Source organism: Caldimonas sp. KR1-144 (genome assembly GCF_049446155.1).
Classification (GTDB): Bacteria; Pseudomonadota; Gammaproteobacteria; order Burkholderiales; family Burkholderiaceae_C; genus Rivibacter.
In genome coordinates this window covers 186823-199246 of sequence record NZ_JBMSEE010000011.1, presented here as the reverse complement: position 1 = coordinate 199246, position 12424 = coordinate 186823, and the positions used below count along the sequence as shown (strand labels likewise).

At 71.3% G+C, this 12424-nt stretch carries 9 protein-coding genes; 1 reads left to right on the top strand and 8 read right to left on the bottom strand.

What is annotated here, in order from left to right:
• From ACO2TI_RS22075 to ACO2TI_RS22065, 3 genes are all read right to left on the bottom strand, one after another.
• Window positions 1–1461, bottom strand: a 1461-nt coding sequence (locus tag ACO2TI_RS22075; protein WP_423287490.1) for a PAS domain S-box protein, incomplete at its 3' end; no start/stop codon positions are given.
• A gap of 52 nt (window positions 1462–1513) precedes the next feature.
• Window positions 1514–2473, bottom strand: coding sequence for a DMT family transporter (locus ACO2TI_RS22070; RefSeq protein WP_423287488.1), 960 nt, complete (start codon window positions 2471–2473; stop codon window positions 1514–1516).
• Between the two features lie 110 nt (window positions 2474–2583).
• Window positions 2584–2889: a DUF2007 domain-containing protein gene (locus ACO2TI_RS22065; RefSeq protein ID WP_423287486.1), complete on the bottom strand. Its 306-nt coding sequence runs from the start codon at window positions 2887–2889 to the stop codon at window positions 2584–2586.
• Between the two features lie 96 nt (window positions 2890–2985).
• On the opposite strand from ACO2TI_RS22065, the gene ACO2TI_RS22060 reads away from it, so the two are divergent.
• Entirely contained in the window at window positions 2986–3966 is a 981-nt protein-coding gene (locus ACO2TI_RS22060; protein ID WP_423287484.1) for a quinone oxidoreductase family protein, read from the top strand.
• Between the two features lie 25 nt (window positions 3967–3991).
• On the opposite strand, the gene ACO2TI_RS22055 is transcribed toward ACO2TI_RS22060, so the two are convergent.
• From ACO2TI_RS22055 to ileS, 5 genes are all read right to left on the bottom strand, one after another.
• Window positions 3992–5857, bottom strand: coding sequence for an ATP-binding protein (locus tag ACO2TI_RS22055; protein WP_423287482.1), 1866 nt, complete (start codon window positions 5855–5857; stop codon window positions 3992–3994).
• 74 nt (window positions 5858–5931) lie between these two features.
• Window positions 5932–6756, bottom strand: coding sequence for a DUF2189 domain-containing protein (locus ACO2TI_RS22050; RefSeq protein WP_423287480.1), 825 nt, complete (start codon window positions 6754–6756; stop codon window positions 5932–5934).
• Between the two features lie 67 nt (window positions 6757–6823).
• Complete coding sequence (locus tag ACO2TI_RS22045) at window positions 6824–8806, bottom strand: ATP-binding protein (RefSeq protein WP_423287514.1); 1983 nt, start codon at window positions 8804–8806, stop codon at window positions 6824–6826.
• Window positions 8807–8956: 150 nt separating this feature from the next.
• A complete protein-coding gene (lspA, locus tag ACO2TI_RS22040) occupies window positions 8957–9484 on the bottom strand; it encodes a signal peptidase II (RefSeq protein ID WP_423287478.1) in 528 nt (175 codons plus the stop codon).
• Entirely contained in the window at window positions 9484–12336 is a 2853-nt protein-coding gene (gene ileS / locus ACO2TI_RS22035; protein ID WP_423287476.1) for an isoleucine--tRNA ligase, read from the bottom strand. Before ileS ends, lspA begins: the two co-directional genes overlap by 1 nt.
• Window positions 12337–12424 lie beyond the last annotated feature (88 nt).

Genomic DNA, 12424 nt, shown 5'->3' with positions numbered 1-12424 from the left:
CTTGTGCGCGACCTGCTCGACCACGCTGCGGTCGGAGGCGCCGGTGAGCAGCACCATGAACTCGTCGCCGCCGAAGCGCGCGACGCGGTCGCTGGCGCGCAGGCAGCCGGTGATGCGAGAGGCCACGGTCTGCAAGAGCGTGTCGCCGGCGAGGTGGCCGAGCGAGTCGTTGACGCGCTTGAAGTGGTCGAGGTCGATGAACAGCAGCGCCATCGCGGCGTCGTCGGCGCGGTGCGAGGCGGCGAGCTGCTCGAGCTGCTCGACGAAGGCCAGGCGGTTGGGCAGGCCGGTCAAGGCGTCGTGGTGCGCCAGGTGGTGGATGCGCGCCTGCGCCGCGATGCGGTCGCGGATGTCGCGCACGATCACGAAGCGCAGCCGTTCGCCGTCGATCGTGATGCCGCGCGTCAGCAGCTCGACCGGGATGCGCGTGCCGTTGCGGTGGATCACCGCGCTTTCGTAGTTGCGGTCGCCCTCCGAGGCGATCGTGCTCATCACCTGCTCGATCGCTTCGGGGGCGACGAACTCTGTGGTGCGCCGGCCCAGCAGCTCGTCGCGCGTGTAGCCGATCAGCGCGGCCAGCGGCGGGTTGACGTCGAGCACGAGGCCGTCGCGATGGAACACGATGCCTTCGGCGCTGGCCTGCATGAACTTCTGCAGCCGCTCCTCCGACTCGCGCACCGCGCGCTCGGCGAGGCGGTGCTTGGTGATGTCGGTCACGCGCACGAAGGCGCCGAGCAGCTCGCCGTCCTGCGGCGCCAGGTGCGGCAGCACCTCGACCTCGATCCACTGGTGCTGGCCGTCGGGGCCGGTCAGCTCGCGCTCGTAGGACACCACGTGGCGCTCGCGCACGACCTCGTCGATGAAGGGCTTGATCTGCTGCCAGCCGCGCTCGCCGACGATCTCGTGCGCCGTGCGCCCGACGATGCTCTGCTCGTCCCAGCCGAAATTGCTCGCGTAGCGCCGGTTGGCGAACTGGCAGCGATGGTCCTCGAGCTCGTAGTACGCGATCAGCGCCGGCACGTTGTCGGCCAGCACCTGGAACTGCGCCGCCTTCAGGCGCGCCGCCAGCTCGGCGACCTTGCGTGCGGTGATGTCGTGCATCGAGCAGACGAAGGCGCCGAGCTGCGCGTCCCAGCGTACAGCGCAGTCGAGCCAGCCGATGCCGCCGTCGGCGCGCGTGTACTGCAGGTCCAGCCGCAGCCCGGCGGGCCCGCGCGCGCCCGGCGCCGCCAGCGCGGCCTGCCATTCGCTGCGCGAGGCCGGGGCGATGCGTTCGCGCCAGCCGGTGCCCAGCAGGCTGCCACGCGGCCAGCCGCTGAGCTCCGACAGACCCTGCCCGGCGGCGAGCAGGCGGCCGTCGGCGGCCACCGCGATCAGCGCGCCGGGCAGTCGCTCGCACCACGCTTCGAACTCGCGAAGGCGGGCGGGATCGGCGTCGGGGGAGGCGGGTGGGGCGCTCATGCGGATGGGTACGGCTGGCGCATCATAGCCAGCGCTGCCGCGGCAACGCCCCCTAGGAGTCTGCGCGTGAGGATGAACGTGAAGACACCACGATGCCCGCGACAATCAGCGCGAACGCGATGCCGTGGTACCAGCGCGGCGGCTCGCCGAGCATCAGCGCCGACAGCAGCGCCGCGAACAGCGGCGTGAGGTTGCCGAAGAACGCAGCCACCGCCGGCCCGGCGACCGACACGCCCAGGCCCCAGCAGCGGTAGGCGATCACCGAGGGCCCGACGGCCACGTACAGCAGCGCCAGCGCGACGCCGGCGCCCCACTGGATCGGCGCGGCGCCGGCGGCCTGCTCGACGCCCGCGGCCGCGCCGGCACCGGCGAGGCCGAAGACCACCTGCACGGCCAGCGTTTCGGCCCAGTTCCAGCCGCGCGTGCCGCCGTGGCCATCGGCCACGCGCGGCGCGGCATCGGCCTGCAGGTGCGCCGGCGGCCTCGCCAGCAGCCAGCTGTAGAACGCCCACGCGATGATGGCCGCGACGATGTAGAAGTCGCCGCGCACGAACTGCACCTCGCCCAGCGCGTGCAGGTTGCCGCGCGCGATCACCAGCGCGACGCCGGCCAGCGAGAGCGCCGCGCCGACCAGCTGGCGGCGTTGCGGCGCGACGCCGTAGAACGCGGCGCCGACGGCCATCATCCACACCGGCATGCTGGCGGCGATCAGCGTGACGTTGATCGGCGTCGTGGTCACCAGCGCCATGTACTGCAGCGCGTTGTAGCTGCCGACGCCGAGCGTGCCGAGCAGGAGCAGGTAGGGCCAGCGCGCGATGAGCTCGCGCGGCGCGGCCAGCGCGCGCCAGCCCAACGGCAGCAGCAGCGCGAGCGCCAGCAGCCAGCGCAGCGCGTTGAGCGCCAGCGGCGGCACCTGGCCGACCAGCAGCCGCCCGACGACCGCGTTGCCGGCCCACAGCAGCGGCGGCAGCGTCATCAGCAAGGCGATGCGGGGAGTGAGGCGAGACGACATGGACGAAGCGAAGGGCAGGCCGGCGGCGCCGCCGGCGCGCGTCGGCGGGGCCTGGGGTTCATTGGCGGTCGCCCCTCACGAGGCGACGGGAAGGGTGCATCGGCGGTGCATCAGCGCGGCATCGCCGCGCCGCAGTTCCAGCACTCCTCGAACGGACCTTCGATGCGTTCGCGGCAGTGCGGGCAGACCCAATCGCGCGCCGGCGCGGCGGTCAGGCCGGCCAGCAACGCGCGCGCCGCGTCGACGCGGTCGTCGTCCTCGATCCAGACCTCGGGCAGGCACTGGTCGGGCGGGATCTGGCCGGCGATCGCCTGCGCGTTGGCGCGCTGCACGCTCGCGGCAATGCCGCCGCCGCTGAGCCAGTCGGCCCACAGCGTGGCGATCGCGAGGTTGGGGGCGGCCTGGAGACGGCGCATCGGAGCACGGGGTCATCGCAACACTGGCACGATACCGGAGAACGGACCGCGCGAGCGCCGGCCGAACCCCTGACATCACGAACGAGAGGAGTACCCATGAAGGCGATCCAGGTCGACGCACCCGGCGGGCCCGAGGCGATGAAGCTGGTCGAGGTGGCCGTCGGCGATCCCGGCGCGGGCGAGGTGCGCATCCGCCACCATGCCTGCGGCCTGAACTACATCGACGTCTACCACCGCACCGGCGCCTACCCGCTGCCGACGCCGTACGGCATCGGCATGGAAGGCGCGGGCGTCGTCGAGGCGGTGGGCGCCGGCGTCACCCACTTGCAGGCGGGCGACCGCGTCGCCTACGTGAGCCAGCCGCCGGGCAGCTACTGCGAGGCGCGCGTGATGCCGGCCAAGTGCGTCGTCCAGCTGCCCGACGGGATCGATTTCGAGACCGGCGCCGCGATGATGCTCAAGGGCCTGACGGTGCAGTACCTGCTGCGCAAGACGCAGCCGCAAGGCGGGTTGCAGCCGGGCGACTTCGTGCTGTTCCACGCGGCGGCCGGGGGCGTCGGCCTGATCGCCTGCCAATGGGCCAAGGCGATGGGCCTGCAACTGATCGGCACCGCGGGCAGCGACGAGAAGTGCGCGCTCGCCAGGGCCAGCGGTGCCGCGCACGCGATCAACTACCGCAGCGAGGACTTCGTCGCGCGCGTCAAGGAGATCACCGGCGGCGCGGGCGTGAAGGTGGTCTACGACTCGGTCGGCAAGGACACCTTCGACAAGTCGATCGACTGCCTGCGCCCGTTCGGGCTGATGGCCTTGTTCGGCGCCGCGTCGGGGCCGGTCGCGCCGCTCAACCTCGGCGTGCTGGCGAGCAAGGGCTCGCTGTACGTGACGCGCCCGACCATCTTCACCCACATCGCGACGCGCGAGGCGACCCAGGCGATGGCCGACGACCTGTTCCAGATGGTCGCAAGCGGCGCGGTGAAGATCCCGGTCGAACGACGCTATGCGCTGGCCGACGCGGCGCAGGCGCATCGCGACCTCGAAGCGCGGCTGACCACCGGCTGCAGCGTGCTGCTGCCCTGAGCGTCGCGCCGCCGGCGGCGCCGGCTCACCACTGCGTGACCGACTGGACGCGCCGGCCGGTCCAGCGTTCGACGGCGGCCGACAGCTGCGCGCTGGTCACCGGCTTGGACAGGTAGTCGTCCATGCCGGCCTCGACGCAGCGCTCGCGGTCGGAGGCCAGCGTGTTGGCCGTCAGCGCGACGATCGGCACGTGCGTGCCGCGCAGGCGCTCGGCCTCGCGAAGGCGCCGCGTGGCCTCGTAGCCGTCCATCGTCGGCATGTGGCAGTCCATGAAGACGAGGTCGTAGCGGTGCTCGAGCATCGCGGCGAGCGCCGCCTCGCCGTTGTCGACCAGGTCCACCGCCCAGCCATGCGCCTTGAGCATCTCGGCGACGACCATCTGGTTGACCAGGTCGTCCTCGGCCAGCAGCAGGTGCACCGGCTCGTCGCGCGCCGCCACCTGCGGCGCGGCGGCCGCGAGTTCGTCGGCGCGTCCGACCAGCATGCGCACGTCGAACCAGAAGCGCGAGCCCTTGCCGGGTTCGCTGCTCACCGCGATCTGGCCGCCCATCAGCTGGACGATGTCCTTGACGATCGCCAGGCCCAGGCCGCTGCCGCCGTGGCGCCGCGTGGTCGAGCCGTCGACCTGCGTAAAGGCGTCGAACACCGCGTGGAGCTGGTCGGCGGCAATGCCCACGCCGGTGTCGCGCACGGCGAAGCGCAGGTCGACCGAAGCGGTGTTGCGGCCGAGCACGCTGACTTCGAGCGAAACGATGCCGTTCTCGGTGAACTTGACGCCGTTGTGCAGCAGGTTGACCAGCACCTGGCGCAGCCGCAACGCGTCCGAACGCACCCAGCGTGGCACCTGCGGCGCCAGCTCGCACGAGACCTGCACCGGCTTGTCGCGAGCGGTCGCGGCCATCAGCTCGACGGTCTCGGTCGCGAGCGCCGGCAGGTCGAAGGTGGCGACCTGCAGGCTGAGCTTGCCGGCGCCCATGCGGGAGAGATCGAGCACGTCGTCGATCAGCGCCAGCAGCGCTCGTGCCGAGCGGTAGGTGGTCTTGGCGTAGTGCTGCTGCGAGCGCGTGAGCGAGGTGCCGAGCAGCAGCTCGGTGGTGCCGAGGATGCCGTTCATCGGCGTGCGGATCTCGTGGCTGATCGTCGCGAGGAACTGCGACTTCGCCCGGCTGGCCTGCTCGGCGAGCTGCCGTGCCTTGTCGAGCTCGAGCGCCTGGAGCTCGAGTGCCTGCGTGCGCTGGGCCAGCGCGTCGACCAGCGCGCGGCCGGCGCGCACGGCTTCCTGCATGCGGTTGCGCAGCTTCTCGGTCACGACGCCGGTGAAGGCGAGGTAGACGCCCAGCAGGTACATCACCGCGGCGATGCCCAGCCGCTCGGTCCAGCCGGCCAGCGCCGGCGCATGCAGCTGCGCCCACAGCGCATAGGCGAGATAGGCCAGCACGATCACGTGGCAGAAGTACAGCGCGCGCTTGAAGCCCGCGCCGATCTGATCGCTCACGCGCACCAGCATGAAGAAGGCGAAGAACAGGTTGCCCTGCTCGAGCCAGTGCAGGTTGACCAGCCACACGAGGATGTCGACGTGGAACAGCGCAAGGCTCAGGTCGACGCGGCCGGTGCGGCCATGGCCCAGGCGCAGCAAGAGCCAGCCGACGGCGGCGTAGGCCAGGTTGCCGACCACCAGGGCCAGCGCCTGCGGGTCGCCGGCGCTGCCGCCGCGGCTCCACTGCTGCACCAGCACGATGAGGCACAGCACCGTGAAACCGGCAGCGCGGATGGCCGGGACCTGGCGCGCGAACACGCGCCGCGCGCGCTCGGCCTTGCGCACGGCCAGCAGCTGCGAATCCAGCGTGAAGCCGGTGTCATCGGCCTGCGTGTCGGCTCCGGTGTGCGCCACCTCCACCCCTTTGCTGCATCGTCGCAGCCGCGTCCCGCCGCGATGGTGGGGCCGCCGCCGAGCCGGCGCAACCGTCAGGCAGACGAGGTGTCGCGCGCCGGGCGAACGGCCGCCCGGTAGGCGTGCCACGACGCATGACCGAGCACCGGGCCGGCGACCAGCAGGCCGGCGAATCCGGGCAGCAGGGCCAGCGCGACGATGAGCGTGATCAGCGCGCCCCAGCACAGCATCACCAGCGGGCGCGACAGCACGAGGCGCAGGCTGGTCAGCGCGGCGGTGATCGCGTCGACCGGCTGGTCCAGCAGCATCGGGATGCTGACCACGCTGATGCCGAAGATCAGCCCGGCGAACACGCCGCCGACGGCGAGGTAGGCGACGATGAAGCCGAGGTTCTCCAGCGTGAGCAGCCCGGCGAGCGAGCCGCCGAAGTCCGGCATGCCGTCGAAGCTGATCGCGAACACGACCAGCGAAGCGCGCGCCCACACCATCTCCAGGATCAGCAGCACGCCGCCGAAGATCGCCATCGCGCCGAGCTTGTCTTCCCATGCCAGCAGCGAGTCGGCCAGCGCCGGCTGCTCGCCGCGTTCGAGCCGTTGGCTGGCCTGGTACAGGCCCATGCACATGAACGGGCCAACCAGCAGGAAGCCGGCCGACAGCGCCAGCGTCCAGGCCGGCGCGTGGCGAAACGCGAACAGCAGGCACCAGCCCATGGCCGCGAACGCGAAGCCGTAGAACAGGCCCAGGCCGGGGCAGCGCAGGAAGTCGCGCCAGCCGAGCGCGAGCCAGCGCAGCGGATCGCGCCACGACAGCGGGGCGAGCGTGTAGTCGAGCACGCCCGGCGCGCGCGGGCCGGCGGAGGCGTCGGCTGGGACCAGCGGGGCGGGCGGGTCGTCGTGCATGCCGCAAGGCTAGTGCACTCGGCGCGGCTGCGGCCAGAGGGTCAGCCCGCAGCCGCGGCCCGCCGTCTCAGGCGGGGGCAGCGTGCTGGGCGCGCAGGGCGGCCGGGCCGGCGCCGCCGCGCGGCCTGGGCTTGGGCCCGACGAAGGCGGGCGGCAGCGGCGGCAACTGCGCGCGCAGTGCCTCGAGGGCCGAATCACCCAGCGCCTGCTCGAGCTCCTGCGGCGAGAACGGCTTGCCCAGCACCGCATCCATGCCGTGCTGCAGGCACTCGGCGCGGTCTTCGGTCATCACGCTGGCGGTGACGGCGATGATGGGCGTGCGGGGCAGGCCGCGCGAACGCTCGATCTCCCGGATCGTGCGGGCCGCCTGGTAGCCGTCGCATTCCGGCATGTGGCAGTCCATCAGGATGGCGTCGAACGGCCCCTGGCTCGACCAGGTCTCGACGGCTTCGCGGCCGTTCGAGACGATGCACACGTCGTGGTTCATGCGCGCGAGCAGCGCCTGCGCGTAGAGCTGGTTGACCGGGTTGTCCTCGGCGAGCAGGAAGCGCCGCAGTGCGGGCGCGGCGCTTGCGGGCGATGGCGCGTCGGCGGTCGCGGCGGGGGGCGGCTGCGGCGCCTCGACGCGCGGCAGCGTGCAGATGAAGTGGAAGGCGCTGCCGGCGCCGGGGGCGCTGCGCACGTCGATGCGTCCGCCCATGGTCTTGACGATGCCGGCCACGATCGCCAGGCCGAGACCGGTGCCGCCGTAGCGGCGCGAGGTCGACGCGTCGGCCTGGATGAAGGGCTCGAACACGCGGTCCAGCGCTTCCGCGGCCATGCCGACGCCGCTGTCGACGACCGAGAAGCGCACATCGCTGCTGCCGCGCCGCCAGGCCGAGACGATCAGCCGCACCGAGCCGCGGTCGGTGAACTTGATCGCGTTGCCGACCAGGTTGGTCAGCACCTGCTGCAGCCGCACCGGGTCGCCGCGCACGACGTGCGGCAGCCCGGCGTCGATCTCGGTGTGCCATTCGAGGCCCTTTTGCCGGGCGGTGGGGCTCATCAGCGAGGCGACCTCCTCGACCATGGCGCGCAGGTCGAACTCGGTCTCCTCGATCGTCATCCGGTCGGCTTCGATCTTGGAGAGGTCGAGCACGTCGTTGATGATGCGCAGCAGCGCCTTGCCCGAGCTCTCCAGGCTCGCCACGTAGCGCGACTGGACGCTCGACAGCGAGGACTGCTGCAGCAGCGCGGCCAGGCCGAGCATGCCGTGCAGCGGGGTGCGGATCTCGTGGCTCATGTTGGCGAGGAAGGCGCTTTTCGAGCGGCTGGCGCGCTCGGCGGCCTGCTTGGCGTCGACGAGGTGCTGGTGGACCTCGTAGAGGCTGCGGCGCTGGCGCTCGATGACCCGGGCGCCGCGCCGCACGACCAGCAGCAGGCCGCCGTACAGCAGCAGCATCACGCCGAAGATCAGCGCGAAGCCGCGCATCGACGAGGCCCGGGCCTGCGCACCGAAGTCGGGCATGTCCTGGTAGAGCTCGAAGACGGCGTCGACCCGGCCCGTGGCATCGGCCACCGGTACGTAGCTGCTGAGCAGGTTGCGGTCGAAGACCTCGCCTTCGATCGAGTTGAACCGGTGCCGAAAGCTCACCGTGTTCACGATCTGGCCGCGACGCGCGCGCTGGAACGCGGGCGTTGCGGCCTGCGACTGGCCGATCTGGCCGCGTTCGGTGGAGTACACCGTGATGCCGCGCGCGTCGTAGATCTTGACCTTGTGGATCGGCGTGCCACCGATCATGCGGCGGATCGTGCGGTCGATCTCCTCGATGCGACGCTCGCCCGACGATGCCGCATGGCGCAGATCGTCGGCGAGCGCGTTGTGGATGGCGCGCGTGAGCGTGGCGTTGGCGCGGCCGCCCTGTTCGACCAGGTCGCTCTCGACCCACACCTTGTAGCCCAGGGCCAGCACCGACGCCGCCAGCAGCATGAGCGCCAGCGCGGTCAGCGAGTAATAGCGCAGCAGCGGGAAGTCACGATCCGACGAAGCGGACGACGGCGACGCGGTCATGGCAGGCACGGCTTGTTGCACCGCTGGCGCGCGATGCGGCCCGCCACTCTAGGAGCGTGGGTTGGTGCCGGCTTGTCTGGGCTTCGGACTCTCTTTTGCTGATGCTTTCGCGCCGCGCCGCCGGCGTGACGGATTGCACCGCGCGGCGGTTCAGCCGCGCCGCACGCGACGCAGCTCGTCGACGATCAGCAGCACCGCGCCGAGCGTGATCGCCATGTCGGCGAGGTTGAAGGCCGGGAAGTGCCCGCCGTGGAAGAGCGGGGCGAGGAAGCGGAAGTGGAAGTCGAGGAAGTCGACCACGTAGCCGTGGATCAGGCGGTCGATCACGTTGCCCAAGGCGCCGCCCATGATCAGCGTCAGCGCCCAGGCGAACAGGCGCTGCGTCGCGCCGTGCTGGCGCAGCATCCACAGGCAAAACGCGGTGAACGCCACGCCCAGGCCGACGAAGAACCAGCGCTGCCAGCCGGAGGCGCCGGCCAGGAAGCTGAACGCCGCGCCGGTGTTGTGCACCCGCACGAGGTTGAAGAACGAGGTCACCGGCCGCGCGTCGCCGAGCTCGAACCAGCCGACGACAAGCGTCTTGGTGAACTGGTCGGCGACGATCACGACGGCGGCGACCAGCACCCACCACAGCAGGTTGCGGGCGCCGCCGCCCGCGGCCACCGCCGCGCGCGCCATCAGGCCACCGCGCGCGGTTCGCCCGCGCCGTACAGGTTGGCCACGCAGCGTCCGCAGATCGAGGGGTGCGCCGCGTCGGCGCCGACGTCGTCGCGCCAGTGCCAGCAGCGCTCGCACTTGGCCGCGGTGCTGGGCGTCACGCTGACCGCGAGCTCGTCGCCGGGCACGACGGCGGCCGCCGAGGTGATCAGCACGAACTTGAGGTCGGCGCCGAGCGAGGCGAGCAGCGCGCGGTCTTCGGCGTTGGCCGCGATCGTCACGTTGGCCTGCAGCGAGGAGCCCACGCCGCCGGCGGCGCGCACGTCTTCGATCGCCTTGTTGACCGTCTCGCGGATCTCGCGGATGCGCTGCCACTTGGCGAGCAGCGCGGCATCGCCGTCCTCGGGCAGCGACCAGTAGGTCTCGGTGAAGATCGACGACGACACCGGCGCCTTGGTCGGGCCGGCCGCGAAGATCGGCCAGGCTTCCTCGGCCGTGAAGCTCAGGAACGGCGCCATCCAGCGCAGCATCGCGTGCGTGAGATGCCACAGCGCGGTCTGCGCGCTGCGCCGCGCGCGGCTGCCCGGCGCGGTGGTGTAGAGGCGGTCCTTGAGCACGTCGAGGTAGAACGCACCCAGGTCCTCGGAGCAGTAGACCTGCAGCTTGGCGACCACCGGGTGGAACTCGTAGACCTCGTAGTGCGCCAGGATCTCGGCCTGCAGCTGCGCGGCGCGCGCCAGCGCATAGCGGTCGATCTCCAGCAGCTCGCCCAGCGGCACTGCGTCCTTGGAGGGATCGAAGTCGCTCGTGTTGGCGAGCAGGAAGCGCAGCGTGTTGCGGATGCGCCGGTAGGCATCGACCACGCGCGCGAGGATCTTGTCGTCGATGTTGAGGTCGCCCGAGTAGTCGGTCGAGGCGACCCACAGGCGCACGATCTCGGCGCCGAGCTTCTCGCTCACCGTCTGCGGCACGACGGTGTTGCCGAGCGACTTGCTCATCTTGCGGCCCTGGCCGTCGGTCGCGAAGCCGTGCGTCAGCAGGCCGCGGTAGGGCGCGCGGCCTTCCATTGCGCAGGCGATCAGGAGCGACGAGTGGAACCAGCCGCGGTGCTGGTCGTGGCCTTCGAGGTAGAGGTCGGCCTCGGGGCCGGTCTCGTGGCGGCCTTCGGGGTGGCTGCCGCGCAGCACGTGGAAGAAGGTGCTGCCCGAGTCGAACCAGACGTCGAGGATGTCGGTGCTCTTGGTGTAGTCGTCGGCCTCGGGGCCCAGCCACTCGCGCGCGTCGAGCCGCGACCACGCCTCGACGCCGCCTTGCTCGACCAGCGCCGCGGCGCGGTCGACGAACTCCAGCGTGCGCGGATGCAGCTCGCCCGTGAGCTTGTGCAGGAAGAAGGGCAGCGGCACGCCCCAGTTGCGCTGGCGGCTGATGCACCAGTCGGGGCGGTTGGCGATCATGTCGCGCAGCCGCGCGCGGCCGTTCTCGGGATAGAACGCGGTCGCGTCGATGGCCTCCAAGGCCGTCTGGCGCAGCGTCTTCTTCGCCTTGTCGACGGTGAACACGCCCTCGCCCTCGTCCATGCGCACGAACCACTGCGCCGCGGCGCGGTAGATCACCGGCGTCTTGTGGCGCCAGCAGTGCGGGTAGCTGTGCGTGAGCTTGGCGCTGCCGAGCAGGCGACCGGCGTTCTGCAAGGCCTCGACGATCAGCGGGTTGGCCTTCCAGATCATCTGGCCGCCGAACAGCGGCAGGTCGGCGGCGTAGACGCCGTTGCCCTGCACCGGGTTCAGGATCAGGTCGTGCTTCAGGCCATGGGCCATGCACGAGTTGAAGTCGTCGATGCCGTAGGCCGGCGCCGAGTGGACGATGCCGGTGCCGTCTTCGGCGGTCGCGTAGTCGGCCAGGTAGACCGGGCTGCGGCGGTTGTAGCCCGGGTGCACGGCGGCCAGCGGATGGAAGAAGTCGATGCGGTCGAGCGCCTGGCCCTTGGTCGTGGCGACCACGGTGCCCGTGAGGCCCCAGCGCTCGAGGCATTTCTCGACCAGCGCCTGCGCCACCAGCATCAGGCCGCGCTCGGTGTCGACCAGCGCGTAATCCAGCGTCGGGTTCAGGTTCAGCGCCTGGTTGGCGGGGATGGTCCAGGGCGTCGTGGTCCAGATCACCACGAAGGCGTCCTTGGCGAGCCGCTTCAGGCCGAACGCGGCGGCGAGCTTGTCGGGCTCGGCGCACAGGAAGGCCACGTCGACGGTGGGCGAGACCTTGTCGGCGTATTCGATCTCGAACTCGGCCAGGGAGCTTGCGCAGTCGAAGCACCAGTAGACCGGCTTCAGGCCGCGGTAGACGAAGCCGCGCTCCATCAGGCGCTTGAGCGCGCGGATCTCACCGGCCTCGTTGCCGAAGTCCATCGTGCGATAGGGCCGGCCCCAGTCGCCCAGCACGCCCAGGCGCTGGAAGTCGGCCATCTGCTGAGCGATCTGCTCGGTCGCGTAGGCGCGGCTCTTGGCCTGCACCTCGTCGCGCGAGAGGCCGCGGCCGAAGGTCTTCTCGATCTGGTTCTCGATCGGCAGGCCGTGGCAGTCCCAGCCCGGCACGTAGCGCGCGTCGTAGCCGGCCAGCTGCCGGGACTTGACGATCATGTCCTTGAGCACCTTGTTGAGCGCGTGGCCGATGTGCAGCGCGCCGTTGGCGTACGGCGGGCCGTCGTGCAGCACGAACTTCGGACGGCCCACGCGCGCGTCGCGCAGGCGCTGGTAGGTGCCTTCGTCGTTCCACTTCTTCACCCAGCCCGGCTCGCGCTTGGGCAGGTCGCCGCGCATCGGGAAGGGCGTGTCCGGCAGGTTGAGGGTGGCGCGGTAGTCGGTGGTCTTGTCGTTCATGGCGCGGTCGCGCAGCCTGGTGCGCGTTGTCGGCGAAGGGCAATGAGGCTTCGCCTGGATCGTGGTCCCGTCGGCGGGCAGCCGGCGG

Coding starts and splice junctions, on each gene's coding strand:
- ACO2TI_RS22070 (WP_423287488.1), bottom strand. CDS start 2,473: ATGTCGTCTCGCCTCACTCCCCGCATCGCCTTGCTGATGACGCTGCCG.
- ACO2TI_RS22065 (WP_423287486.1), bottom strand. CDS start 2,889: ATGCGCCGTCTCCAGGCCGCCCCCAACCTCGCGATCGCCACGCTGTGG.
- ACO2TI_RS22060 (WP_423287484.1), top strand. CDS start 2,986: ATGAAGGCGATCCAGGTCGACGCACCCGGCGGGCCCGAGGCGATGAAG.
- ACO2TI_RS22050 (WP_423287480.1), bottom strand. CDS start 6,756: ATGCACGACGACCCGCCCGCCCCGCTGGTCCCAGCCGACGCCTCCGCC.
- ACO2TI_RS22045 (WP_423287514.1), bottom strand. CDS start 8,806: ATGACCGCGTCGCCGTCGTCCGCTTCGTCGGATCGTGACTTCCCGCTG.
- lspA (WP_423287478.1), bottom strand. CDS start 9,484: ATGGCGCGCGCGGCGGTGGCCGCGGGCGGCGGCGCCCGCAACCTGCTG.
- ileS (WP_423287476.1), bottom strand. CDS start 12,336: ATGAACGACAAGACCACCGACTACCGCGCCACCCTCAACCTGCCGGAC.